This is a genomic window from Pseudoalteromonas sp. TB51 (assembly GCF_000498055.1).
Taxonomy (GTDB): Bacteria; Pseudomonadota; Gammaproteobacteria; order Enterobacterales; family Alteromonadaceae; genus Pseudoalteromonas; species Pseudoalteromonas atlantica.
Genome location: NZ_AUTO01000210.1, coordinates 1 through 26,040, shown reverse-complemented (window position 1 = coordinate 26,040; position 26,040 = coordinate 1). Strand labels below are relative to the sequence as shown.

Below are 26,040 nucleotides of genomic sequence, written 5' to 3'. Positions count from 1 at the left end.
AGGAACTGCCGGCACAGCTGCAGGCGTAACTAACGTAAATGTAGAAATAAGACTTGTTGAAGATGCAAGTCGTGCTGGCACATATGAGAAAACACGCTCAGAAAATGGCGACGAACAAATTAACTTGTTTGTTGCTGACATTCGAGGCGGTGGTCCTATGTCAGAAGTGCTAGAACGCACTTATCCAAATATGCAGCGCACGGGAACCTAAGATGATCAATTACCCAAGTTCGCTGCCTTTACCACGTTTAAAAGATGCAGCTTATAAACGACAACCAAACATTCTTCGCACAGAAATGAGCACTGGCCGAGCACGCCAGCGCCGTAAGCATTTAAGTGTACCAACTCATATGGAAGCAACTTGGCGCTTGAGAAAAGACGAAGCGACAGTGTTTGAAGGTTTTGTTGATGATGGTGTGAATTTAATTGACTGGTTTTTGATGGATATTTTAACGCCTCGAGGCGTTGTTAAGCACCAGGTGCGGTTCATGAAAGATCCACTAGAGAACATGAAACCAATAAGCGCTTTGGTATGGCAATACCAGGCGCAGATTGAAATGAAAGAATATAAAGCAGCGAGTGAGGAAGAGGCGGCTAATAGCTTAGTGAAACCTCACACAGTAGCTAGCTTTGTAAGTTCAATATCTAACTCAATAAATAATTATTTGGAATACAACAATGAGTGATTTTTTAAAATTAACCCAAGACTTGAGCCAAGCTGTTGATCAATTAAATGCAGTCTTGCAAGGTGATGAAAACACAACCGTGCTCATTGGTGGAGAGGAAAAACCGAGCGTACAAAAGCAAGCCATCGATGCTGTAAATGCAAAAATGCAGATAGTTTTAAATGCAGTAGCTGATATAGATGCGATTAAGTATCAAACTATTTCATCTGGATTAACGGCAAGTCCTAATGGTGGCTTTTTTAGTGTGGTTAGTGCTAGTGAAAGTCGATACCTAGATCTTTATCAAAATGAAAATGGGGTTGCTGTTTTCAAAAAATCATACCCAAGTAATCAAGCTATCACAGAAGTTGCCAAGGAAGTGCTGGATATATCCGAGGGTTTTTCAGGTGAAGCTAAATACTTAGGCGTTGAAGATATAAAACCACTCTTAACAGACAAGAATTTTAAAATTTTACTAGGTTTTGACTCTGTAAATGACAAGATTATTGGTGCAGGCATTTTGGGTGAAAATGATGTGCTTGGACTTGTATCTAAACCGATTAATGAAGCTGTTAAGCTTGAAACGATAAAAAATGGTGAAAATTTATCATCAGAAGCAACCTTTAAAGGCACTGGTGTAACTCCTCTAGTAACAGACAAAAACCTGAAAGTTATCTTAGGATATGAAAGCAAAACAGAATCAGTTCTTGGGTCTGGGTTGATTACTGATGAAACCATGACTTCATTTGGCAGCGCTTTATTCAAAGGTAGTGACATTGTTCCTATGGTAACTGACTCCATTGGACGCTTAATTTTGGGGTATGATGTCGCAGAAGACAAATTAATAGGTGTTGGCTTTAGTGGGCAAAGCATTGAAAAAGTCATTTATAAGCAAAAAGTGCCACTTAAAAACAAAATAATTTCAAAAGCTATAAATCATGTAATTGCTTATGGCCAATCATTATCTGTTGGTGCAGCAGGTAAGCCCGTTATTAGTTTAAATCAGCCCTATAATAATTTAACTTTCAATGGTGGTCCTAGAGCGTTTAACGGCACAGAATATGACTTCTTACCGTTAAAGCCTTTAGCGGAAGATGAAAACCCAGCTCCGGATGGTAGTTCAACGCGTGGTGAAACGGTTTGTTCTGGTTTTGCAAACCTAGCATCAACACTACTGGCCGAAGCGGGTTTAAATCCATTGGAGCATGTCATTTTGGCAAGCGCTGCTGGTCACGGTGGTTATCGAGTATCACAACTAGAAAAAGGCACTGCTTGGTATAACAATACATTTTTACAACATGTCACCCAAGGTTACACAGCAAACCCAGAACATGTAGTACCAGCCGTATTATGGTTGCAAGGTGAAAATGATGCGTCATATACGACTACATACTCTGAATACAAACAGGCATTAACTCAGCTTTCTGAAGACATTGATACTGATGTTAAAGCTATAAATTCACAAACTAGCCCCGCTTATATACTTGAGTATCAGACAGCATATTGGACACTTCAAAGACCTGACATTTCTCTAGCTCAACTAGATTTAGCTAAAGAAAACAACAATGTTTTTATGGTTAGTCCTATTTATCATATGCCACATGCGCCTGACCGAATCCACTTAACAAGTGAGGGTTACAAGTGGTTAAGTGGTTATTTTGCAAAAGCATATAAATCACTATTAGATGGGTATGAGCCAGAGTTTCTAAAACCAGTTTCCGCAACGTTGAAAGACACATCATTAACAGTAATGTTTGACGTTCCTTGTTTGCCACTTGTTCTTGATATAGAAAATTTAGCTTTAACACAAGACTATGGCTTTGCCGTTGAAGATGAAAATGGTCTTATTAATTTGCAATCGATTAATGTAGTTGGTCAGTCTGTTGTCTTAGAGCTTTCAAGAGAAATTGTAGGTGTCGCTGAAGTTCGCTACGCACTAGATTACCAAAGCAATTTAACAGACATGAATGAGGTTGGGACTGGTAATTTAAGAGATAGCGATCCTGAAACAATATCCGTATTAGGTATTGAAAAACCTTTGTTCAATGTATCACCCCATTTTAAATTAAACATAGTAAGGCTCGGAGAGTAATATGAATATTTTCACAGTGCTTAATGTCACTAGTAATAACCCTGATATGCCTGTTATTTCTGCATCAGATGTTGAATATCTTTTCCCTTATGAAAAAGATTCATACGGTCACTGGGCCTTTGGCAACATACAACCCTTAGTTAGTAAGGTTACTGATAAGCAATTAACTGAACAAAGTGAGTCACCTGTTTACGCTGATGAATTTTTGACTCTTAGCGGAAATGGAAAAGCACTTTTGAGTGACTTCGCCGATAGTAATATTGATTGCACAGTTGCTACGGTCTTTAGAGTAGATTCTTATGCTGATGTGCCTGTTATTTTTGGTTCATTATCATCGGCAGCTGTTGGAGGGGGGAGTGTTTATTTAATCACTAACAATGATGATCAAACTGCCAATATGTATGCAAACTATCGAGGTACAAATATTGGTAACTCGCCCATTATGACAGGATTAAGTGCTAACACTTGGTATTTCTTGGCCGTTACCCGTGAAGTAATAGATGAAGCTGGCAATATTGGGGTCAAAGTTAAACTAAATGAACTACCAGCGGTTCACCGAAACTCATCAAGCGGAACACCTTACGATGATAATGGTGTTATTGCCTGTGGCCAAGCTTATTATACGTCTAGTTTAGGTGCATCAACCGATTTTGCTGAATTTATTATTTTTGACAAAGTTCTAACTACAGACGAGCTAAATGCACTCTATTTCAGAAGTAAATCAAGAATGGCAAAACTAGGTATTAATATCTAATGAGCAAAGTACTCCAAAGGCTTTACGCTAGCGCCCCAACGAATGACTTGCCAATTCATTCATTAGAATTGCAAGCCCCTACGTTTGGGGTGATCCGTATTTGTTCTGGTTTTGATGATGTTACCGCTGGAATAGAAGGCGGTGAAGTGGTTGCTTTTGAAGCGTGCGCATTAGGGGTTTCTTTACCTGAACGTTCAGTAAAAGGTCGTCAAGACCTGCAGTTTCAATTAGACAATATAACTGGCCAGTCTTTAGAGGTAGTTGAAACAGCATTCGAAGCCGGTGAAAAGGTGAAAGTAATTTACCGTGTTTACACGGCTAGTTATTTAGACGAACCAGGTGAGCGACCTCTTGAAATGACCGCTGTTAGTGTTAAAGCCAATGCCTTAAGAGTTAACGTTGTTGCATCGTTCAATGACTTGATAAATGCAGCATGGCCAACTGACCGATACACACCTGATTTTGCTCCAGGCTTAAAGTACTTTAGTTAATTATGAACCATCTTAATGAGTATAAAACTGTCCCGTATGTTGAAGGTGGCAGAACGATGAAGGGATTAGATTGTTGGGGTTTAACACGCCTAGTTCTTCATCATATATATAACCTCCCGCTTTTTACATCTTTTGGCCATGTTCGTTCAGAGCATAAAGCAGAATTCACAGGTGCATATTCACTCTTAGCTCAAGAATTTGAGATATGTGCTGTCAAGCCTGGTGCGGTTATATGCGGTTTTACAGGGTGTAACCTCGTGCATATGGGAGTGTGCGTTGACGTAGATGGCGAAATTCATGTTCTGCATACATGTAAAAAGCATGGTGCGTCGTTTGTTAGAGTGAGTGTTTTTAAAAGGCTTTTTAGTGAGGTTAAAGTGTATGAATACGCAGGTTGATATTAATGTATATCCTAACAAGCTAGACCTTTCACTATTTGAACCTTGCAAAGGTAATGCAGGTGAAACATTGCACAAATGGCTTGTTTCAAACGTGCCTGATTATGTCGAGTCAGATACTCCACTTTTCAGTGCTTTTATTAATGGTAGAGAAGTTAAGCCCAATGAATTTAAGACTACAAATTTTAATCTGGGTGATGATGTAAAACTAATTGTTGAAGCTAAAGGCGCTGAAGCTATCGCATACGCAATTATTGCTGTTATTGCTGTTGGTGTAGCAATTTACGCGACTAATCAAATTCCTGATAATTACAATAACACCACGCCGGATGGTAGCTCTATTTATGATGTTAATACTCAGGGAAATAAACCAAAGCTTATGGGGGTTATTCCTGAAAACGCTGGCCATCATAAGGTGTTTCCGGATTACTTAACTATGCCCCGCAAAGAATACATTAATAATGAACAATGGCTTTATTTAATGTTGTGCGTAGGTAAAGGCAGTTACGAAATATTAGATGAGAATATTTTAATAGCTAACACACCTATCAATCGATACGTGGGTGATATTGATTGCCAAGTCTTTGGACCTGGCGAAGATGTTTCAGGGCATGAAGCCCATAGAAATGTTTATACGTCTAGTGAAGTAGGCTCAACCTCGGGCAGTTCAGGTATTGAACTCAAAGGCCGAGTAACAAGTACTGGGGGTATAAATGGAACCTATTCATATACGTTTGATGGTGACGAAATTATTGGTTACAAAACCGAATATGAACCTGAAATTGGCAGTTTCACACATAAAACACCGTTACCTTTTCAAGTCGGTGAAATAATTACAGTGTCAAACTCAGTTGAAGGCCAAAATGATGGTTACTATGAAATCTTAGACCTTAATGTTAATGGCAATCAGGTTAATAAAGTTGATGGCCAATTTCAGGATGATCCTAGCTGGACTAATTTCGTATCTGAAATTAACTCTAATGCGACAGTTGAGGTTGAAGATGGAGGTGGTGATGGCCAGTTTAACGGACCTTATTTTGCGTGCCCTGCTGGAGAAAGAACAGATCGTATTTGGTTAGACTTTCTTTTACCACAAGGGTTGGGAGAGCTTGATGATGACGGGAATTTTTTAAGTAGAACAGTTGAAGTATGGATCGATTATAGGGATGAAAATGCCGACTCATGGACTTCAATAATTCATATCTTTACTAATAGTACGAATGACCAGCTCGGCGAAACAGTTCCAATTAACCTGGCGACTAATATGCGACCTGAGGTTCGTGTGAAGCGTTATACAGCTGCAACAGATGATACACGTATATATGATGATATTTATTGGACTGGCTTAAAAGCTGAATTAACTAGTGCTACTAGTTATCCAGGTGCAACAACGATTGCAGTAAAAATTCGTGGTACAAATGCGTTAGCTGGTTCTGCAGAAAACAAGTTTAATGTGATACCAACACGAATTTTGCCTGTCTATGAAAATGGTGTGTGGAGTGAGCCAAGGCCAACGACTGATATTGCTCCTTTCTTCGCACACGTGATTCAAAGCGCCGGACATAGCCAAGATAAAATAGGTTTAGATGAATTAGAGGCGCTGCATACTATTTGGCATAACCGTGGTGATGAATTTAATGCCGTGTTCGATACAGGCAGTACATTATTTGCGGTTCTAAAAAGAGTTTTAGCGCCAGGCTTTGCAAAACCTGTATTAGATTACGGTAAGATTTTACCTGTTCGTGACCAACCACGTACTATACACAAACATATGTATCAGCCTGATAACTATATCGGACTATTAGAAAGAGATATAAAACTAATCGATGATGATGAGCATGATGGTATTGAAGTCGAATACTTCAGCCCCGTCACTTGGAAGTCTGAAACAGTGCTTTGTTTGTTACCAGGGGACTTAGGTATCAACCCAGATAAGATCCGTGCATTTGGAATAACAAACAGAGATAAAGCCTATCAATATGGTATGCGTGAGCGACGTACTCGCCGATACCGTCGAACTACTTTTAACTTCACAACTGAAATGGATGCACTTAATTCGAGTTATCTTGATTACTGTGCATTAGCTGATGATATACCTGGTTACGAGCAGTCAGGAGTTGTTGAGTACATTATTGGTAACTCAGTATATGTAAATGTAGAACTAAAATGGCAAAGTGGTCAGTCACATGTATTAGCTCTTAGAAAACCAGACGGTACATTATCAGGACCTTATACAGCATCAATAGGCTCAGCGAGCAATGAAATTATTATAAATGAAGCGTTAGACTTTGAACCTGTATTTGATGGTTCAATAGAGCCTCCTTTATTTATGTTTGGCATTGCTAGCCGCTGGTGTAACAACGTTCTTATATCAGACATTAAACCTTCATCTACCGATAGGGTAAAAGTGACAGCTGAGCGCTACGATGAAAGGGTTTATCTGGACGATGATAGTTTAGCGCCTACTTAACATAATAAGTTATACATTATATAGAGCAGCTTTTATTAGCTGCTTTTTTCTTTGGAATACTGAAAGAGTGTTCAAAATAGTGAAATACTGAGTTTTCGCATTTTTCGCGATTTTCTACCGCGAGTTTTCGCGGCTTGCATCATCACGTAGGTCGGGCGNCCCCCGACGCAATGATAATGTGCATTTGCTATGTGACTCTCTACCGCTGTGGCACTACGACATCGCCAGGCTCCAAATACAAGAAAGCCCGACTCGAAAGAGCCGGGCTTTTTTACGTCTGCAGAAAAGTAAAAATACATTCCAGATATTATTCGCACAGTCTCCACCACCTCCGTAGCGTGGGTTGAGTATCACGAAACCCGCGGAAAACGCTCGCCGCACATCTTTGTATGGTAAATATAGCGTTTCAGCAGTGAGCTTTACGAGTGCTTTAGCGTAATTATGCTTGTGCGTAGTTAGATTTATTACCTAGCCAGCGATGAATTAAAGGGTCTATAAGGTCGGGGTTTTGCTTTAGCATTTGTTGTGCAATGGGCCTGACTTGATTTAGCGTGTGTTTATCTCGAGTAAGATCCGCTATTTTAAATTCTGCTAAGCCAGTTTGTTTAGTGCCGAGCACTTCACCTGGCCCACGTATTTCTAAATCTCGCTCTGCGATGACAAAGCCATCGTTACTGTCTCTTAATACACCTAAACGTTTTTGAGCGGTGTGAGAAAGAGGGGCGTGATATAACAGTACGCAATGCGAAGCGGTGGCTCCTCGTCCTACGCGCCCGCGTAATTGATGTAATTGTGCTAATCCTAAGCGCTCAGGATTTTCTATGATAATTAAACTGGCATTAGGTACGTCTACACCTACTTCTATTACTGTTGTTGCAACAAGTACGTGAATATCGCCTGCTTTAAAGTCGCTCATGATCGCTTGTTTTTCAGCGGCTTTCATACGGCCATGAACGAGCCCGACATTAAGCTCTGGCAACGCCTCTTTTAATTGTAATGCGCTGTCTTCAGCTGCTTGGCATTGTAGGGCTTCTGATTCGTCAATAAGGGTACATACCCAATAAACCTGTCTGCCTTGTTCATTACAGGCAAGCTTAACACGGTTTATTATATCGTCTCGGCGTGTATCAGGAATGGCCACAGTGATTATAGGTGTGCGCCCAGGTGGTAACTCATCTATCACTGAGGTTTCTAAATCGGCATAGGCCGTCATAGCCAATGTACGCGGAATAGGGGTTGCGGTCATGACTAACTGATGAGGGTAACAATTACCAAATTTGCCTTTCTCACGCAGTGAGAGGCGTTGATGAACACCAAAGCGATGTTGCTCATCGATGATAATCAATACTAAGTTATTAAACTTTACCTCGTCTTGAAATAGGGCGTGCGTGCCCACTATCATTTGCGCTTCCCCTGAGGCGATTTTTTCAAGTGTATTAGTACGCTCTTTTCCTTTAGTTTTACCGCCTAGCCAAGCAACGTTAATCCCAAGACTTTCAAACCATTGCTTGAAATTTATTCCGTGTTGTTCAGAAAGGATTTCTGTAGGTGCCATCAGGGCAACTTGAAAACCTTGCGCTATTGCTGTTAATGCACTTAAAGCTGCAACCAGTGTTTTACCTGAGCCTACATCACCTTGTACTAATCGCATCATGGGGTAGGCATGCTGTAAATCCCCTTTTATTTCGGCTACAACTCTATTTTGTGCATTAGTCGGCGCAAAAGGGAGTTGCGCTAAAAATTGGCCCTCTAATGTATTTGTAGGGCTTAGGGAAACTGCACTTACTTGCTGCCCTTGCTCGCGTACTTTTAATAAGCTTAAGTTTTGGGCAAGTAGCTCTTCAAATACTAAGCGTTGTTGTGCCGGATGCATGCCTTGTTCAAGCGAAATAATGTCAACATCATTCGCAGGGCGATGAAGTAGCAATAAAGCGTCACTTAATTGCATATGTGAGGGTTGCCATTTTTCAGGGATAAGCTCTTCAACAGAATACTTATGTAATAAATCGATGGCTTGTTCACTTAACGCTCTAATTGATAATTGTTTTAAGCCTTCGGTGGTTGAATACACGGGGGTTAGTGTTGCGGCGGTTGGTTGCTCGTTTGGGGTATCGCTAATGCTGTATTCTGGGTGGCTCATTTCAAAACCAACGCGCCCGCGTCTTACTTCACCAAAGCAACGGATTATTTTGCCACTGCTAAATGCGTTTTTTTGCGCTGCTGTAAAATTAAAAAACCGTAAAGTAAGCCTACCTGTACCATCGTTTATTTGCACCACTAACATACGCCGTTTACCAAAGGTCACTTGGCTTGTTTCTATTGTTGCCTCAACAGTGCAGTGGCTGTGCAAAGTAACATCGTTAATAGCATAAATACGGGTACGATCTTCATAGCGTAAAGGCAAATGAAAGAGCATATCTTGCACGGTAGCTATACCTAGCTTTTGTAGGCGTTCGGCCATTTTTGGGCCTACCCCTTTAAGTTCTGTTATAGGGTATTGGCTTAAGCTAGGTTTAGACAATGTAGGCTCAAATCTGTTTATTTGTGAATGAGTTAAGTGTACTCACAGGTTTGCTAAGCATCAAGCATGTTTTAAAGCTTGCCAAAACTGCTCGTTAGCGACTATTTCACCTTCTTCATCGAGTGGTGGGTAAGGTAGGTTTTTTAATCTACATTGTTTAGCAATAACTGGGTGATACCCTTCAAAATACATAGGGTGTTTAATCTCTTCACTTAGCATATCGCGCTTATATAGCCCTGCTTTTTCTCGTTGCTGCTGTGCTTCAAATAAAATAAGCGCAGCAGCTACTGATACATTAAGTGACTGCACCATGCCTTGCATAGGAATAATAATATTTTGATCGGCGTGTTTTAGCGCGCGCTCAGAAATTCCCGTTTTTTCTTGGCCAACGATTATAGCTGTGGGTTTTGTGTAATCGATTTCTCTAAAATCTACAGCATCTTCGCTCAAGTGTGTTGCTAATATTTGTACATCTGGGTTGTGCTTTCGCATCATCGCAGCAGCATCATCAATATTTTTATGCAGGTGTGTTTCTAGCCAGTTTTTACTGCCGCCAGAAGTATTATTGGTCAGCCATTTTTGGTTTTCTGGCCATACAGCATGCACATGATGGCAACCTACTGCATCAGCACTTCTTACAATAGCTGAGAGATTATGATGTTTATGTACGTCTTCTAGGCAGACTGTTAGGTCTGTTTGGCGACGTGAGAGCACGTCTTTTATTCGTTGGTAGCGATTTTGCTGCATGGTGATCCTCTTTTTTGATAATTATACGTAATTTTATCTATTAAGGCATTACTGTGCGGCTAATTGGATTTTGCAAAGAGATTAGGGTCTCGGTTGATTGAATCGCCTCTATAGCTTGTATTTTATTAATGAGCACGTCTTGCAGATGGTCGATAGACTTGGCCATTACCTTTATAAAAATGCTGTAGTTACCCGTGGTGTAATAAGCTTCAACTACTTCTTCTAATGCTTCTAGTTTAATGAGTGTTTCTGGGTAGTCGCGAGCGTTGTTTAAGTTAATACCGATAAAGCAACATACATCGTAACCAAGTTGCTTTGTACTAATGCTTAATTGGGTGCCGGTAATGATGCCCGCTTGTTTCATTTTTTCTACGCGTACGTGAATTGTGCCGGCACTTACAGCAAACCGTTTAGCTAATTCTGCGTAGGCTGTACGGGCATTGGCCATTAGAGCGTGAAGTATCTGTTTATCCAGATTATCGATTTGATAATTTTCCATTATTTTTGCTTACTTAAATTAGTGAATCTACATTTTTATACCGTGTAAATTAATCGATTTTGCATATTAAAGCTATTTTTATTATGGGTTATTGAATTAAAAGTTTAAATCGTTACAGTAACCTCATTGAAGGCGCCTACAGGGTGTTTTCTCATTAATAAGCAAGTAACAATAACTGGGAATGAGGCCAATTATTATGAGTTCACACTATGTGCAGCAACAGCAGCAAATAAGTAAAGTTAAGCAGTTTTTTTCACAGCAATTAGAGCAGCAACTAGGGTTAGTTGAAGTTCAGGCTCCTATTTTGGCCAAAGTAGGTGATGGCACACAAGATAACCTGAGCGGCCACGAGAATGCAGTTGCTGTTAACGTAAAAGCAATTACCGATAGCAGCTATGAAGTTGTTCATTCGCTTGCTAAATGGAAACGTAAAACGCTAGCGACTTACGGCTTTTCTGTAGGTGAAGGTATTTATACACAAATGAAAGCGTTGCGCCCAGATGAAGACTCATTAAGCCCAATACATTCTGTTTATGTTGATCAATGGGATTGGGAAAAGGTAATTTGCCAACGTACTGAACGAACGCTCTCTACATTACAAGACACTGTTAAAGCTATTTATACTGGTATTAAGCAAACAGAGCAGTTTGTAAGTGAAAGCTTTGGTATAGCCCCATTCTTACCTAGTGAAATCACGTTTATACACAGTGAGCAATTACGCAAAATGTACCCTGAATTTAGCGCAAAGCAACGCGAAAAAGCCATTGCACAAGAGTACGGTGCGGTGTTTTTAATTGGTATTGGGGGGGCATTAGGTGATGGCAAAATCCATGATGTACGCGCTCCAGATTACGACGATTGGTCTACCCAAACGATTGACGGATACACAGGATTAAATGGCGATATTTTAGTGTGGAACCCTGTGTTAGAAGATGCCTTTGAAATATCATCTATGGGTATTCGTGTAAGCCCTGATGTATTAAAAGCGCAATTGAGCATAACAGGCGATGAAGAACGCCTAGCATTCGATTGGCATAAAGCATTACTAGAAGAGGCTTTCCCACAAACAATTGGTGGCGGAATAGGGCAATCGCGCTTAGCAATGTTATTACTGCAAAAGCAGCATATTGGACAAGTGCAAGTAGGTGTATGGCCAAAGCAAACGCACGATACAGTAAGTGGCTTACTGTAAATTATAAAGGGCGCTAAATGCGCCCTAATGTGTTTTAAAGTTTATTTCTACTTTATTGTTTTGTAGGTTTATATTGCAAGGTGGGTAGTTGCGGGTAGTTTTTAATACTTTATCAAAAATATGGATCTCTACCCCTGAGTGTAATGATGTATTAACGACGAGATTTGCATCGCTTAGTAGGTCGTGAAGTTCATGATCTAGGCTAGATAACTTTTTCTCTAGTTGCTCTGCTTGTTGGCAATAATGCTGTTGCGTTGCGCCAATTTTTTTAATGAGCAGATTCTTTTTTTCTATATCTTTTACTTTATCTGCTTTTTCAAGTGCTGCTTGAAGGGTATCAAGCTGCTCATCGGTTTTTGCTAAGTCTTTAAAGCAGTTATCTGTGTCGGCCGTTATTTCAGCGCCGGATGCGGCTAAATTGATAGCCATTTTTGCGCCTGATTCATTGCCTATTTCGCCAGCAATTAACACGGTTGCATCAAGAATCTCTCCACCAAAAATTTTCCCTTTGGGTAACTCTGTTTGGCCAACTTGTAATAAGTGTTTTGCTTTAATCGCACAATGGCTAGCTTGGCGGTCTATAAAAATGTTTTTGCCTTGCATATAACAGTATTGTGCGTGAGATACATGAACATCACCTTCACTTTTAATAGAGCAAGACAAAGTTTTATCTTCGAGCTTTTGATGGCCAATAATGCCTTGCTTTACAGTGATGTTTCCGCCGGCTGATAATTCGCCAGATTCGACCGTGCCAAAAACAGTAATGTCGCCTTTTGCCGTGACTCGCATTCCTGGGTCAATGTTTTTAGTCACAATAACACTGCCTTCAAAATCAATATGGCCGCTTTTAACATCTACATCAGAGATGGTAAAAATATCATCAACTCGCATACCGTTAGGTATTTCTACGGGGACTCCCGCTGTTGTAGAAACAAGCTCGAGCGGATTTGTTTTTGATATTTCGGCGCCTTCGCCTGCCACTAACTTTTTATTTTCACCGGGTTTAGCCGGTAGTATGTCACCTACTACAGTGAAGCCTTCTTTACCGGGAGTTGCAGGTTGCTGGCGGATCAGTACAGTGCCGGGCTCTACGCTTGCCAGTTTACCAAAGTCGCGCATATCAACACTGCCATCTTCCTTCATTTTTGGTGCTTTTAGGCGATCTTTGAGGGTTTCTACCATAGCTACAAATTTTGTTGCTGTGCCTTCGGCTGGCAGGCGGCCTTTGGCTAGAATTCCTTTTGCCACTGTACCAGGGAGTAGGTTAAATTGTTTATCTAAAAGCTGCTCTAAAAAAGCTTGTTTGTAACCACGTACAACCCCTGCTTTTATGAGTTGTTTTTTGCCCTCTTCTAACGAAAGTACTTTACCACCATAAGCTAAAGTTAGCTCACCTATGGCTTGCATTTTATCTTCACTTAACGTTACCACAAGCGATGCATCGTGCTTACTTGCTACAACCAAGGTTGGCTCATTATTTTGCGCTTTAAAAAAATTATCAATAGCCTCGTGGTCAATTTTGCATTCGCAAAACGTCGACTTCTCGAGTGCATCAATTATAAAAGCGGCGCTAGGTGGAGCGTGCTTACTTACATCAAGTAATACGTTCCCATTATTGGCAAGCTTAAACACTAGTTAATCCTTTTCTACTACTTAAGTTAAGATTGAATTTATTGCATGATTACAGAGTGCTAGATATTTACATGTGAGTCAAGAAAGGGCGGTAAACAAAGGCTAGCAGTAAAAAATAGAGCTATAAAGGGGTTTATAGCTCTGTATTTATTAATTAGTTGAAGGAAGTTCCATAATGCCGTCAATTTCAACTTGTGCGCCTTTTGGTAGAGCACGTACACCTAGTGCTGCACGGGCAGGATAAGGCTGCTTGAAATATTGGCTCATTACTTCATTAACAGTGGCAAAGTTTGATAAGTCTGTTAGGTAGATATTAATTTTAACAAGATCTTGGATTTTACCGCCTGCTTCTTCGCACACCGCTGTAATATTTTTAAATACTTGATGTGTCTGCTCGCTAAAGTCTTCTGAAACCATTTCCATTGTTTCTGGGACAAGTGGGATTTGTCCAGATAAATAAACGGCAGTACCTACTTTAACCGCTTGGCTATAAGTGCCGATGGCAGCAGGTGCTTTTTCGGTAGAAATAAATGCTTTATTCATGAGTTTCCTATTTTACTTTTTACGATAGACTCTTTGCACATCAGGCATCACGCGAATGCGGCGCATAATATTAGCAACATGGACGCGGTTTTTAACGGTAACGCCCAAGTCTATCACATATAAATTACTTTCTTTTTCGTCGGTAGTGATCTCAACAATGTTGGCTTGGGTTGTAGCAACAACATTTGTGAGTTTAGCCAAAGCCCCTTGGTGATTAATTATTTCCACCCGTAGCGCAGCTATATATTCTTTTTCTGGATTGTCATCCCATTTTACAACCAGGTATTTTGAGCGTTCGTTTTCCCAGCCGCGAATATTTTTACATTCTTGGCGGTGAACGGTAAGCCCTTTACCTTGGCTAATATGTGCAGTGATGGCATCCCCTGGTACAGGTCGGCAACACTTAGAATAATTAACCAACATGCCTTCGGTACCAATAATGGTTGCTTTGGCTTGTTTGCTAATATCTGACAAGTCGTCGCTTTCTTCTTGCAATAAGCGTTTAGCGATTAACACGCTCATTAAGTTACCTGCGCCTATTTCTACCAGTAATTCTAATACTGTAGATAGTTCGTGCTCTTCGAGTACGCGGGCTATGTTTTCATCGGCAATGCTGTCGAGCTTATTTTCACCCAAGGCAGAATCGAGTAAGCGTCGGCCTAATAACAATGCTTCTTCTTGGTGTTGGCTCTTAAGGTAGTTTCTTATCCCTAAACGTGCTTTACCTGTAACTATAAAGTTTAACCACGTTGCATTAGGGTGTGCACCCGAGCTGGTAATAATTTCAACACTTTGCCCAGTATCTAAGGCTTTGCTTAGTGGGTAAGGTTTACGGTTTACTCTTGCACCTACACAAGTGTTACCTACATCAGTATGTACCGCGTAAGCAAAATCAACCGCGGTAGCGCCCATTGGCAACTCTACTATGCGGCCATCGGGGGTAAATACGTATATTTCTTCTGGGAACAGCTCGGTTTTAACGTTCTCGACAAATTCGAATGATGAGCCAGCACTTTGTTGAAGCTCCAGCAAACTTTGCATCCATTGACGCGCACGCTGTTGAGCTGTATTACCTGCGCCATCACCGGCTTTTTTATACATCCAGTGCGCAGCAACCCCTTTATCGGCCATGTGATCCATGTCATGCGTACGCACTTGTATTTCTACCGGAATACCGTGTGGGCCTACTAATGACGTATGCAAAGACTGATAACCATTTGTTTTAGGTACGGCTATATAATCTTTAAAACGCGTTTCGATAGGTTTATACAGGTTATGTGCAACACCTAACACGCGATAACAGGTATCCATTGCATCTACGTTTATTCTAAAGGCGTAAATATCCATTACCTCATTAAAAAGCAGCTCTTTATTAAGCATTTTTTTATAAATGCTATAAAGGTGTTTTTCGCGCCCAGAAACCGTAGCCTTAATACCAGACTCTTCAAGACGTGCTTCTATTTCGGTTTGAATATTAGAAATAACTTCTTTGCGATTACCTCGCGCTTTTGCCACTTCAGATTTAAGTGCGCGATGACGCATAGGGTATAAAGCCTGAAAACCTAAATCTTCTAGCTCATTTTTAATATCGTGAATACCTAAACGGTTTGCAATAGGTGCGTAAATTTCAAGTGTTTCACGGGCAATACGACGGCGCTTATCAGGGCGCAGAGCGCCTAATGTACGCATATTGTGAGTACGATCGGCCAGTTTGATTAAAATAACCCGAATGTCTTGGGTCATAGCCATGATCATTTTTCGGTAGTTTTCAGCTTGGAATTCTTTTTTGTCTTTAAAGCTGAGCTTATCGAGCTTACTTACCCCTTCAACAAGTTCGGCAACCGTATCGCCAAATATTTCGGCTAAGTCCTGTTGGCTAAAGTCGGTATCTTCAATAACGTCATGCATTAGCGCGGCCATAAGTGTTTCATGGTCAAGGTGCATGCCAGCAAGAATTTGGGTTACTTCAACAGGGTGAGTAATGTACGGCTCGCCGCTTGAGCGAGTTTGCCCCTCGTGAGCCTCTCGGGCTACCACGTAGGCTTTTTGCACTAGCTCTACTTCAGCAGCAGGCAAGTATTCAGATATTTTCTTTTTAAGACCTTCAAAAAGATACATTCACACTCCAATGTTCTCGTGAAGCAATAAGTAACGGTAAGTAATAGAATATACGATGAAAAGAGGGGATTGCCAACGGCTAGAGTAGAAATACTGAGCCGTTGACTAAATCAAACCGGGTGGTTGATTATTGATTACCGCCAACAATAGCAGCAACCGCAGCTAATTCAGCTGCTTCTTGGTGTTGTTGTTCTTCACGGTCAATAACGTCCATTGATGAACTATCAACTAAACCTTTTTCGATTTCACGTAGAGCGATAACGGTTGGTTTGTCATTTTCAGCGTCTACCAGTGGGTCTTTACCACCAACAGCAATTTGGCGGGNCCGCAACTAAAATTAAGTCAAAACGATTACCAATTGCATCTACTGCATCTTCAACTGTTACGCGAGCCATCTCAGCACTCCAAAATAATTTAAAAGCAAAGGCGTAGTTTACTGCAAGCAGCTTGTTTCGCCAATAGCCAGTGGTTAATTTTTACCAGTTTTCCCTGTAAAGGGCATAAATGGCTTATTTAAGTAAATTTGTAATTAAATCGTGATGACGGCTAGCTTGGGCTTTTAAGGTTAAGCGCTGCGCTAATACAATCGTTTCAATATTGCTAAGGGCGGTTTCAAAATCATCGTTAACCACAACATAATCATATTCATTGTAGTGCGATGTTTCTGATTGCGCTTTAGCCATACGCCCAGCGATGACCTCTGCAGAATCTTGACCGCGGTTATTTAAGCGTTGCTCAAGCTCTGCTTTAGAAGGGGGCAAAATAAAAATTGTTTGCACGCTTGGCATAATTTCGCGCACTTGCTGCGCACCTTGCCAGTCAATATCTAAAAATACATCAATACCGGCATCCAGCTGCGACTCAATAGCCTGCTTTGAAGTACCGTAGTAATTATCGAATACTTGCGCCCATTCAAAAAAATCATCTTTGGCAATTAATGCTTTAAATTCATCGGCGCTTACAAAGTGATAATGCACCGCGTTTTCTTCACCAGGGCGAGGGCTTCGGGTGGTATGCGAGACCGATACTTTCATATCTGCGTGTTTTTTTAATAACGCCGTGATTAAGCTAGATTTACCCGCACCAGAAGGCGCCGATAAAATAAATAAGTTTCCGCGAGTTTGAGCCATCTTTTTCTCTACTTAAAATAAACAGGCTTGGACTAAATCAATAATCCAAGCCTTTAATTACGCTATTGTACTTTATTTAACACTTTTTACTCAACCATCTCTTATAAACAGCCCCCCTGTTTGTATGTAGGGGTTTTCCCCTATGACTTATAGGGAGTGATCCTGATATGCAAGAAAGCGCTTTGCTTATTAAATGTACTTGTAAACAAAATGTTAACCAAACAATGTTAAGCAAACATTTTTTTAAGTAGGTGGGTAAATTATGAAGTCATCAATTAAGAATATACTGGCAGGTCTTACTATAGCAGGGTTTAGCCTTAACGCTGCAGCCGCAGCTGTTATAGGTAATCAACTAGAACAAAAACTACAAACAATGTCTGCAACAGAAAGTGCCATGGTTGTGGTCAGTTATGATCAACTAGGCGCACTAAGTAATACTCAATTACAAAACTTATTAAGCTTAGGCTTGGTTGAAGGTGTGCAATTTAAGTCTTTGCCAATTATAGGCTTGTTGGCTACACCTTCACAAATATCTCAGTTAGTAAACGTGCCAGGTGTTCGTTCTGTTTATGCAAATAGATCACTTACTTATTTTAATAAAGAAGCACGCGAATTAACGGGTGTAGATAAGCTTCAATCAGATGATTTTGAAGCCCACAATGGAATCAAATTTACGGGCAAGGGTGTGACCGTAATAGTGAATGACTCGGGTATTGATGCCACATTAGATGACTTAGAGTATGGCTCTAAGGTTATTGAAAACGTACAGGGGGTTACACATGCACAAGCAATTTCGCTTACTGGAATAGATGGTGTTTGGATAGAGGGCCAATCAAATACAGACTTAAATGTAGGCCACGGCACTCATTGTGCTGGCACTGTAGCGGGTTGGGGCTCTCATTCTGATGGTGAATATAAAGGTGCGGCTCCAGGCGCTGACTTAATTGGCTATGGCTCTGGAGCTGGTTTGTCGATTTTAGATGCGTTGGGTGGTTATGACTATGCGATTAGTCATATTTGGGATTTCAATTCGCCAATTCGAGTAATGAGTAATTCATGGGGCTCAAGTGGTAAGTTTGACCCATTAGGACCAATTTCACTGGCTTCTTATAAGGCGTACAAGCTAGGCATGATCTCGGTTTTTGCAGCTGGAAACTCAGGTTCGGGCGAAGATACACATAATCCGTATGCTCAAATCCCGTGGGGGATGTCGGTTGGCGCGAGTACTAAGCAAGCTGAGTTGATTGATTTTTCATCGAGAGGCAAAAATGGTGAAGTAGGCGACTTTACTATGCCAGACGGCAGTGAATGGACTTATAAAAATGAAGTAAGTATTGTCGCCCCCGGTGTTGATATTATCTCTACAAGAGCAAAAACGAATGTTGTATCTAATGGCGGAGCAGATGATATTGATGCCATGCCTGCTGAGCACCTTCCTTATTACACTATGATTTCGGGCACATCAATGGCTACGCCGCATGTAGCTGGTGTGATTGCACTTATGCTAGAAGCAAACCCAGAACTCACACCTTTAGAAGTGAAAAAAATCATCCAAGAAACGGCAACCAATATGCCAGGTTATGAAGCTTGGGAAGTTGGTGCAGGGCATATAAATGCGTATGCAGCTGTTGCAGGTGCATTAGGTTACGATAACCAAAATAGCGTAACAGTTAACAACTTAAGTGACTTTAATGCTAACGCTATTACATTGGCAGACGCTGATCCGCAGCCTTTTGAAGTCTTATACTCACCGGTTGGGGAGCCTGAAGTGCACAGGTTTAACGTAAATGCAGAGGATAGTTGGATAAATGTTTCTTCTGAGGTTTTTGCTACAACCACTAAGTTAAAGTTAGAAGCGCCAGATGGCACTGTATATATGGGTAACTTAACACTACCAGTACTTGATACAACTATGCGGGTTTCTGCACCTGCGCAAGAAGGCGAATGGAAATTATCTGTATATGGAATGACATCGTTATCCGGTGTACAAGCAGACCCTACTGGATTAACTAACGGCCCAGGCGTACCTGAATTTATTAGTGGTGAAATTTCAATTTTAAAATCGGGTGGCTACGAAGGGCTAGACGATATTGAGGGGCATCCAGCGCAAAATGCAATTGAGTTTGCTGTCAGTGAGCGCTTAGTTGATAGCAGAAACAATCTTTTATATCGCCCAGATGCAAACCTTAAACGCAAAGAACTTGCTAAGTATCTTGTTATGGGTATGTCTGTTAGGCAGCATAGAGATATTTTAAACAATGAAAAAATGCCCCTTTCAGATGTAAACGGCCAATACACACCTTTCATCGAAGCTGTGACTGAGGTTGGTTCTGCGTTAAAAGATCGCACTCAAATCCAAGCACCAGTTATGCTCACAAGCGAAGGGACATTTTCACCTCAAGGTAATGTAACAAAAGAAGAGCTGGCCTATTCACTGGTTCAAGGACTTGGTTTAGAAGAGCAAGTGCGTGCCTTTACAGGTGATATCACAATTGAATATAACTCAGAGCGTATTCCAGTATTAGATACAGACCAAGTTGCACCTGAGTTTAGAGGCTATGTTCAAGCTGCTATTGATATGTCACTGATTAACGTTACCTATCAAGTTGAGCAAGGACCTTATGATTTATCACCAACTGTTGTTGCTTACTTTAAACCTCAAAGCAAGGTTAAGCGTGGCGACTATGCGGTAATAATTTCTCGTTTATTCAACAATTACTTACGTAAATAATTACTAGTAACTTAAAAGCCAGTCATATATTTGTCTGGCTTTTATTTGTTGCAATAAATGCATGTATCATGCTAGTTTTTAATTACAGGTGAAAAAATAGTAACCATTTTGTAGTTGGTTCATTGGTTGTGTTTTCTGGGGATCACTATGCTAAACATAAAAAAACTATTAATTGCTTCATATACAGGGTGTTTACTGTTTATGAGCTCGCAAGTAGAAGCTACAGATATAGTATCTGTTAATATACATGGCAATTCTGCCGAAGCTATTATCGAGCTACCTGGAGGAGTTTCTGCGGATATAACCTTAGAGTTTGAAAATGCGGTAGGGTTAACAGCACAAAATTTAGGTATCAGTGCTGAAGTAGTTGATATTACCTCTCAAGCGTTGTTACAGCGATTACCGAGCATTACCGATATAGCACCGTCAGCTGCTTTTCCTATGATGATAACAATAGAGCCGCAGTTAACGAGTGGCTTTTCTTTTTCTGGTTTGGCAACCGTTGATATACATACTCATAACTTAGAGTATAACGCGGGAACGCCGCTGCGCTTTTTTAAAGCGCCATTAAACGGTGAGTTTAAAGATATTACTATGACGATGGGAGCTGGCAGCTACAGAGCGCGTGGCTCTACCGGCCGTTTCTCTCAATTTATAATTGTTGCTGACTTACGTCCTCAAGTAACGGTGATAGACTCTAAATATAATGATTTGCAAACTGCTTTAAACAACTTTTCAGCAGATATTGACCCCGCTGTTTATTCAGCTTTATTACAAGATTTAGCAGATGTAAATCAGCTTATGTTGCTGCAAAATTACAGTGCTGCAAGCAACAAACTTAATACCTTTAATCGAAGAATAAGCGATAACAGTGGCGATAAAGTACCTAATGTATGGCGCTCTAGCAGAGATATAAGCAATGTGGCGGGGGAGCTCATGGCTTATGCGAACACCTTACGCTTTAGTCTACGTTTAGCTAATTAATGTCAACAAAAAGACTATTTAAAGAGTAAAACTATGCCTGCGCGAATTACGGTTTGTTATACCAACCAGCCAGCGGTTGAAAGTTTTTTATATGAGGAGAGCGACTATCGTATTGGTCGCTCTAAAGAATGTGAGCTAATACTTGAGCATCCTACCGTTTCGCGCCAACATGCGACCGTAGTTAACTTGAATCGTGTTTGGCAGCTTAATGATGAATCAAGTCGAAACGGCACTCGAGTTAATGGGCTGGCTATTTCTACCTCAACCTTAGAAGATGATGCCATAATATCTATTGGTAAATTAGATTGCTTATTTGAGTCTAAATCTACACAGCAAATTCGAGCTATTCAGAGCCACAATAATTGGCGGTTATCTGCTAGTAAGCCAGGCATAAAAAATATTACAGTTAATTTAAAGCAAAACTTATTATCACAATTACAAAACCTGATTATGCTTACCGGTACGCAACGAGGGGGGGTGTTTTTAGGCAACACTTTACAAAGCCTAAGTGTGTGTATAACGCAGGGATTATCGAGCAAAGATTTTAAGCTTAATAATTTTGAAGGGAGCATTGGTGCAATATCGCAATGTTACTCAAAAGGTGAGCCTATTATTGCCATGGATATAACGCACCATCAACTTTTAAGTAGTCGACAAAGTATTGAGCTTAAAAAAATATCTGCTTTAGCGTGTATCCCCCTGACTTATGAAGGTTCAATTATTGGGGTTATTTACACCGACAGCAAAATGTCTGGAAAGGTGCTTACAGAGTTAGATCTTGAAATATTAACCAGCATAAGTTTGCAAATAGAGACCACAGTACAAGCTATTTTACTTCAACAGTCTATAGAGTTATTACAGTCGCAACTTATAAATTCCTCTTCTTTTGACGGTAATGACTATAATTTATTTAAATTATGTCACTAAAAGAGTAACGCGATATCAACTCCGACGATCGTAATCAAAGTTCATTAAACGAAACACAACTTATATCGCCGCAAAGCGATTTACAATCAGGAAGTTTGTTAGTTGGACGTTTTGAAATTGTCTCAGCCCAAGGGCGCGGGCAATATGGTTGTGTATATAAAGCACTTGATACACAACTGCAAACTTACGTTGCTATTAAGGTGCTTAATAGCGCACTTCACAACAGTGAGCAGGCAATTAGTTCATTTAAAAACGAGCTACTTTTAGTCAGGCAACTAAGTCACCCAAACATAATCCGTGTGCATGAATATTACTTCGATCAACAACTTCACTTTATAACAATGGATTGGATTGAGGGGCTTACATTAGAAGATAAAATCGCAGAAAAAAAACTCACCTCTCAAGAAATAATTGATATTGTTAAACAGCTTTTTGCAGGGTTAGCGTGCGCAGATGAAGTTGGTATAGTTCATAAAGATTTAAAGCCCGATAATATTTTAATTGATACTGAAGGCAAGGTTTACATTGCCGACTTTGGCTTAGCAGTTTTAAAAAATAACGATAACAGCCAAAGTATTATTGGCACACCTTACTACGCGGCACCTGAGTATCTACTGCAAGGTAAAGTTAATAAAAGCACTGACTTGTACTCCCTCGGGGTAATTATTTATCAGCTTTGTTGCCATTCAATGCCTTTTAAGGGGAATAGTCTTGAATTAATCATTGATAGTAAGCTTTCAGGAAATATTAAATTTAACCCTTATCAGGCAAGATTAAAGTCATTAAAAGCTTTAGTGCTCAGTATGCTTGCTGCAAATACTCAGTCTCGGCCTGAAAGTGTAAGCCTCGCCTCACGCTTATTTGAGTCGCTTATTAATAAAAATGCTAAGCGTAATACTCGCCCCGTTATGCTATTTGCAGCCGCTTTTGCATTTGTTGGGTTTATTTGGGTGCTAGCAAAAATTGAAAATACGGCAAACACAGATAAAGCAAACTATTCGTCTATTGCTATTTTACCCACAGTCATGAATAGCGAAACGGAAGATGATGCGTTTACTGACTTTATACATTACAGATTGTCGCATGTGAGCAATTTAAGAGTTATCGATACTTCGCGTGTTACAAATTTGCTAAAGCAATTAGGTTTAAATCCGCCATTAGATAAAGCCAAAGTAGAGCTACTATCTGACTTACTTAAGGTGGATGCTTTAATTAGTCCTACAGTTATTCGCACAGGTGGTAATAGTCAAGATGTTCAAATTAAACTAATAAAGGTCGATGGCTTCAATACAAATGAATCTCTATTATTAAACGCCCCGCTTGATGATAAAAAATGGAATAGCGTTGCAAGTCAGGCCGTAAAAAATTTAAAACAAGCCCTTAACCTAAAAGAGCAAGCCGGTAAATCACTGTTACTTAGCAGCCCTCCATCAAAAGCATTGTTTAATATAAAAAAGCAGATTGAATTGGGTAATGTAGAAGTGGCAAAAACTAAGTTGCAATCGTTATTGGCTCAAAACCCTAGCTTAGCGCAAGGTTGGTTGGTATTAGGTGAGCTTTTGTTAGAAAATAATTTGATAATAGAGGCAGAACAGGCGTATTCAAAAGTGCTACAGCACGCGAAACCTCTAACTTACAGCGCTAAATTTGCTAGTGCGCGGCTTAATGATTTAGCAGGTAAAGTAGAGCTGGCTAAAAATGATTATTTAGAGCTCATAAAAGCATTCCCTTACAATATTGAATTAAAAATTGCCTTAGCAGAGTTTTACTTTTTTATAGAGCAGCATAGTAAGGCTGAGCAATTGTTGTTAGATGTTGTAAAGCTCGATCCATACCACCCTAATGCTTGGTTTATGCTTGGTCGCGCTGCTTTTTTACAAGGTGATTTAAATAAAGCAGTGGATGATTACTTTGTAAAAGCACTGGTTACAGCTAAAAAGTTAAAGAACCCACTTAAAGAGGGGGAAGCATTAAATGCATTTGGTGTTGTTTACGGTCAACAAGGAAATACCGAACTGGCGTTTGATTATTACTTACAAGCATTAACAGTACGTCAAAACATGGGAGACTCGGCAGGTGTAGCTACAACCATGACAAACTTAGCTTCTTTGTACCTTGCTGAGGCGCAGTATAAACAAGCTGAAGACTATTTAGAAAAAAGCTTAGATATATATACCCAGCTAGGCGATCAGCAAGGGCTTTCTAATTCTTATAATGAACTAGGTGTACTTGCTGAAGAACAGGCACTTTATCAAAAAGCGTTAAAGCATTATCAAGATGCGCTAACAATCAGAATAAACCTTAGTAACCAAATGCTACAGGCTGAGAGCATGAATAACATTGGCTTTATGTATTACATGTTACTCAATCATGAACATGCTTTAGTTTATTGGCAGCAGGCTGAGCAGCTATTTCAACGTATTCAATTTCCAATAGGCATTATTCATGTGCAACAAAACTTAGCGCAAATTGAATTATCAAAAGGAAATTGGCGTAATGCTTTTCACCTTTTTAATAACACGCTTAAAGATGCTAGTGCGTTAAATAGTGTAGAAGAAACCATAGTTGCTAAAAGCTACTTAGCTAAGCTTGGCTTTTTACAAGGTGGTTTTAAACAGAGTTTTAGTGAGCTTGAAAGTGTTTATCAGCAAGCTGAAGCGCTTAATGACGTAAGAGCAATTGCCGAGTTTGGTTTATGGCTTGCGGATTGGTCAATGCAACTTGGCTTAAAAGAATACGCTATTAGCTATTTAGAAAAAGTGGAACTGGCTGTCGCGAATAACGGTAATGTTGAGTACCACAATAAACACGCCTTTTTATCTCGCTATATTAATGATCAACTTCACTTAAACAACTTACAAAGCCAAGCGCTAGTTGCACCTGATTTTGCTCATCAATCAGTGTATATACGTGAGCTTATTTATGCAGCCCGAGAACATCTACGCACCGGTAAAAAGGACATCAGTGCTTATTTAGCCAAGTTAAAAGCTGCAGATTACGAATTACAAAAGTACCAATACATTGACTATTTAGAGCTATTGGCCATACAGCAGTTTTTAAATAAGCAATGGCAAGCACTTCAAGCAACACTTAGAGAGGCAGAGCTATTACAAAGAAACATGGGAGGCTATTGGCGTAGTTTTCAATTTGACCGACTGCATGCACAACTTGCATTAGCAAATGAGGCCGACTCTTCGGCGTATACAGCTAAAGTAGATAAAAAAGTGGCAGCTCTGCTCAATAATTTACCTAAAAACGCTGAACGCACATTTTTATCAACCTTAAGTTATTTTGAATTAAATGACGGCTTTGGAGAACTTAGCGCGAATGACTAACGATAGTGATACGGATATTGCTTATTTTGTTGAGCAATTAAACCAAAAACAGCAGTTAATTACCCAGCAGCTCAATACAAATAATGAGCAAATGCGTGGTTTGGCAAAGCGGGTATGGCGTGTTCAAGAAAACGAACGTAAGCAAATAGCGCAAGAGCTACACGATGGCGTAGGGCAGTTATTAACAGCACTTATAAACCAATTACAACAAGTGCAAAATGACTCACCAACTAATGAGTTAACGCAAAGTATAGAGCTGGCTCGTCAAGCATTGTCAGACACACGTGTGATTTCTCGGTTAATGCGCCCTCGTATTTTAGATGACTTAGGATTAGTGCCCGCTCTTGAGTGGTTGGTAAGAGTTATGGGTGAGCCTTGTGAGGTTTTAGTAAAGCTCCATCATAAAATTGATGCGCCGCTCAAAGATGAAATTCAAACTTTAGCCTTTAGGGTTGTTCAAGAGGCGCTTACCAACGCGATAAAACATGCAGATGCTTCTTTAATCACAATTAATTTAATCGCTACTGAAAGCTTATTAATGATAAAAATAAAAGACGATGGTGTAGGAATTAAGGTGAGCCCGCAAAATTACAAAGAGGGCTTTGGGTTAGGTGCTATGCACGATAGGGTTGCAGCTTATGGCGGGCAATTAACTATAAATTCAGCCCCAGGTGAAGGCAGCGAAATAAAAGTTTTAGTAACAGGCAAGGAGGTTTTATGATCAGCGTTCTGGTGGCAGACGATCATACAATTTTACGCCAGGGGCTAGTAAGCTTACTTAGTAAAGATGAGAATATTTGTGTAGTGGCAG

Annotated in this window: 20 protein-coding genes and 1 pseudogene; 13 read left to right on the top strand and 8 right to left on the bottom strand. The window is 40.2% G+C overall.

Features of this window, described 5'->3' with window-relative positions; all coding sequences use genetic code 11:
* The 7 genes from L650_RS24315 to L650_RS0111310 all read left to right on the top strand — a co-directional run.
* A partial coding sequence (locus L650_RS24315; protein WP_029773170.1) for a hypothetical protein occupies nt 1-211 on the top strand: 211 nt, incomplete at its 5' end.
* Between the two features lies 1 nt (nt 212).
* A complete protein-coding gene (locus L650_RS0111335) occupies nt 213-686 on the top strand; it encodes a hypothetical protein (protein ID WP_085065464.1) in 474 nt (157 codons plus the stop codon).
* Nucleotides 679-2,757 carry a sialate O-acetylesterase gene (locus L650_RS23765; protein ID WP_085065463.1) on the top strand — a complete coding sequence of 693 codons (2,079 nt, stop codon included), beginning with the start codon at nt 679-681 and terminating at the stop codon, nt 2,755-2,757. Before L650_RS0111335 ends, L650_RS23765 begins: the two co-directional genes overlap by 8 nt.
* Before the next feature lies 1 nt (nt 2,758).
* The gene (locus tag L650_RS0111325) at nt 2,759-3,511 is read left to right on the top strand and encodes a hypothetical protein (RefSeq protein ID WP_029773167.1); all 753 of its coding nucleotides are present in this window, start codon (nt 2,759-2,761) and stop codon (nt 3,509-3,511) included.
* On the top strand, nt 3,511-4,002 hold the full coding sequence (locus L650_RS0111320) for a DUF1833 family protein (RefSeq protein ID WP_029773166.1): 492 nt from the start codon (nt 3,511-3,513) through the stop codon (nt 4,000-4,002). Before L650_RS0111325 ends, L650_RS0111320 begins: the two co-directional genes overlap by 1 nt.
* 2 nt (nt 4,003-4,004) lie before the next feature.
* The gene (locus L650_RS0111315) at nt 4,005-4,400 is read left to right on the top strand and encodes an NlpC/P60 family protein (RefSeq protein WP_029773165.1); all 396 of its coding nucleotides are present in this window, start codon (nt 4,005-4,007) and stop codon (nt 4,398-4,400) included.
* On the top strand, nt 4,384-6,870 hold the full coding sequence (locus L650_RS0111310) for a host specificity factor TipJ family phage tail protein (RefSeq protein WP_029773164.1): 2,487 nt from the start codon (nt 4,384-4,386) through the stop codon (nt 6,868-6,870). Before L650_RS0111315 ends, L650_RS0111310 begins: the two co-directional genes overlap by 17 nt.
* A 439-nt stretch (nt 6,871-7,309) precedes the next feature.
* On the opposite strand, the gene recG is transcribed toward L650_RS0111310, so the two are convergent.
* From recG to asnC, 3 genes are read right to left on the bottom strand one after another with little or no spacing between them, the layout of a single operon-like run.
* A complete protein-coding gene (gene recG, locus L650_RS0111305; protein ID WP_029773163.1) occupies nt 7,310-9,391 on the bottom strand; it encodes an ATP-dependent DNA helicase RecG in 2,082 nt (693 codons plus the stop codon).
* A 60-nt stretch (nt 9,392-9,451) separates the two neighbouring features.
* On the bottom strand, nt 9,452-10,138 hold the full coding sequence (gene trmH, locus L650_RS0111300; protein ID WP_024032415.1) for a tRNA (guanosine(18)-2'-O)-methyltransferase TrmH: 687 nt from the start codon (nt 10,136-10,138) through the stop codon (nt 9,452-9,454).
* Nucleotides 10,139-10,178: 40 nt separating this feature from the next.
* Nucleotides 10,179-10,637 (bottom strand): transcriptional regulator AsnC, encoded by a 459-nt coding sequence (gene asnC / locus L650_RS0111295; protein ID WP_004588258.1) that lies wholly within the window; start codon nt 10,635-10,637, stop codon nt 10,179-10,181.
* Between the two features lie 196 nt (nt 10,638-10,833).
* Here asnC and asnA point away from each other — a divergent pair, with 196 nt between their 5' ends.
* Nucleotides 10,834-11,829, top strand: a complete 996-nt coding sequence (asnA, locus tag L650_RS0111290; protein ID WP_029773162.1) for an aspartate--ammonia ligase — start codon at nt 10,834-10,836, stop codon at nt 11,827-11,829.
* Between the two features lie 24 nt (nt 11,830-11,853).
* Here asnA and L650_RS0111285 read toward each other — a convergent pair whose 3' ends face one another.
* The 5 genes and pseudogenes from L650_RS0111285 to gmk all read right to left on the bottom strand — a co-directional run bounded on the left by L650_RS0111285 (nt 11,854) and on the right by gmk (nt 17,252).
* Nucleotides 11,854-13,461 (bottom strand): DUF342 domain-containing protein, encoded by a 1,608-nt coding sequence (locus L650_RS0111285; protein WP_029773161.1) that lies wholly within the window; start codon nt 13,459-13,461, stop codon nt 11,854-11,856.
* A 150-nt stretch (nt 13,462-13,611) separates the two neighbouring features.
* Nucleotides 13,612-14,004 (bottom strand): RidA family protein, encoded by a 393-nt coding sequence (locus L650_RS0111280; RefSeq protein ID WP_004588255.1) that lies wholly within the window; start codon nt 14,002-14,004, stop codon nt 13,612-13,614.
* A gap of 12 nt (nt 14,005-14,016) precedes the next feature.
* Nucleotides 14,017-16,122, bottom strand: a complete 2,106-nt coding sequence (gene spoT / locus L650_RS0111275; protein ID WP_004588254.1) for a bifunctional GTP diphosphokinase/guanosine-3',5'-bis pyrophosphate 3'-pyrophosphohydrolase — start codon at nt 16,120-16,122, stop codon at nt 14,017-14,019.
* A 127-nt stretch (nt 16,123-16,249) separates the two neighbouring features.
* A pseudogene (gene rpoZ / locus L650_RS0111270) lies at nt 16,250-16,517 on the bottom strand (DNA-directed RNA polymerase subunit omega).
* A gap of 114 nt (nt 16,518-16,631) precedes the next feature.
* Nucleotides 16,632-17,252 carry a guanylate kinase gene (gene gmk, locus L650_RS0111265; RefSeq protein WP_029773160.1) on the bottom strand — a complete coding sequence of 207 codons (621 nt, stop codon included), beginning with the start codon at nt 17,250-17,252 and terminating at the stop codon, nt 16,632-16,634.
* Between the two features lie 262 nt (nt 17,253-17,514).
* Here gmk and L650_RS0111260 point away from each other — a divergent pair, with 262 nt between their 5' ends.
* The 5 genes from L650_RS0111260 (at nt 17,515) to L650_RS0111240 (ending at nt 25,950) form a co-directional block, all read left to right on the top strand.
* A complete protein-coding gene (locus L650_RS0111260) occupies nt 17,515-19,983 on the top strand; it encodes a S8 family peptidase (protein WP_029773159.1) in 2,469 nt (822 codons plus the stop codon).
* A 147-nt stretch (nt 19,984-20,130) separates the two neighbouring features.
* Entirely contained in the window at nt 20,131-20,967 is an 837-nt protein-coding gene (locus L650_RS0111255; protein WP_029773158.1) for a DUF6689 family protein, read from the top strand.
* A 33-nt stretch (nt 20,968-21,000) separates the two neighbouring features.
* Entirely contained in the window at nt 21,001-21,894 is an 894-nt protein-coding gene (locus L650_RS0111250) for an FHA domain-containing protein (protein WP_029773157.1), read from the top strand.
* 95 nt (nt 21,895-21,989) lie between these two features.
* Nucleotides 21,990-25,229: a serine/threonine-protein kinase gene (locus tag L650_RS0111245; protein ID WP_029773156.1), complete on the top strand. Its 3,240-nt coding sequence runs from the start codon at nt 21,990-21,992 to the stop codon at nt 25,227-25,229.
* On the top strand, nt 25,222-25,950 hold the full coding sequence (locus tag L650_RS0111240) for a sensor histidine kinase (RefSeq protein ID WP_029773155.1): 729 nt from the start codon (nt 25,222-25,224) through the stop codon (nt 25,948-25,950). Before L650_RS0111245 ends, L650_RS0111240 begins: the two co-directional genes overlap by 8 nt.
* Nucleotides 25,951-26,040 lie beyond the last annotated feature (90 nt).

Coding starts and splice junctions, on each gene's coding strand:
- asnA (WP_029773162.1), top strand. CDS start 10,834: ATGAGTTCACACTATGTGCAGCAACAGCAGCAAATAAGTAAAGTTAAG.
- L650_RS0111315 (WP_029773165.1), top strand. CDS start 4,005: ATGAACCATCTTAATGAGTATAAAACTGTCCCGTATGTTGAAGGTGGC.
- L650_RS0111260 (WP_029773159.1), top strand. CDS start 17,515: ATGAAGTCATCAATTAAGAATATACTGGCAGGTCTTACTATAGCAGGG.
- L650_RS0111335 (WP_085065464.1), top strand. CDS start 213: ATGATCAATTACCCAAGTTCGCTGCCTTTACCACGTTTAAAAGATGCA.
- L650_RS0111250 (WP_029773157.1), top strand. CDS start 21,001: ATGCCTGCGCGAATTACGGTTTGTTATACCAACCAGCCAGCGGTTGAA.
- trmH (WP_024032415.1), bottom strand. CDS start 10,138: ATGCAGCAAAATCGCTACCAACGAATAAAAGACGTGCTCTCACGTCGC.
- L650_RS0111325 (WP_029773167.1), top strand. CDS start 2,759: ATGAATATTTTCACAGTGCTTAATGTCACTAGTAATAACCCTGATATG.
- L650_RS0111310 (WP_029773164.1), top strand. CDS start 4,384: ATGAATACGCAGGTTGATATTAATGTATATCCTAACAAGCTAGACCTT.
- asnC (WP_004588258.1), bottom strand. CDS start 10,637: ATGGAAAATTATCAAATCGATAATCTGGATAAACAGATACTTCACGCT.
- spoT (WP_004588254.1), bottom strand. CDS start 16,122: ATGTATCTTTTTGAAGGTCTTAAAAAGAAAATATCTGAATACTTGCCT.
- L650_RS0111240 (WP_029773155.1), top strand. CDS start 25,222: ATGACTAACGATAGTGATACGGATATTGCTTATTTTGTTGAGCAATTA.
- L650_RS0111280 (WP_004588255.1), bottom strand. CDS start 14,004: ATGAATAAAGCATTTATTTCTACCGAAAAAGCACCTGCTGCCATCGGC.
- gmk (WP_029773160.1), bottom strand. CDS start 17,252: ATGGCTCAAACTCGCGGAAACTTATTTATTTTATCGGCGCCTTCTGGT.
- L650_RS23765 (WP_085065463.1), top strand. CDS start 679: ATGAGTGATTTTTTAAAATTAACCCAAGACTTGAGCCAAGCTGTTGAT.
- L650_RS0111255 (WP_029773158.1), top strand. CDS start 20,131: ATGCTAAACATAAAAAAACTATTAATTGCTTCATATACAGGGTGTTTA.
- L650_RS0111320 (WP_029773166.1), top strand. CDS start 3,511: ATGAGCAAAGTACTCCAAAGGCTTTACGCTAGCGCCCCAACGAATGAC.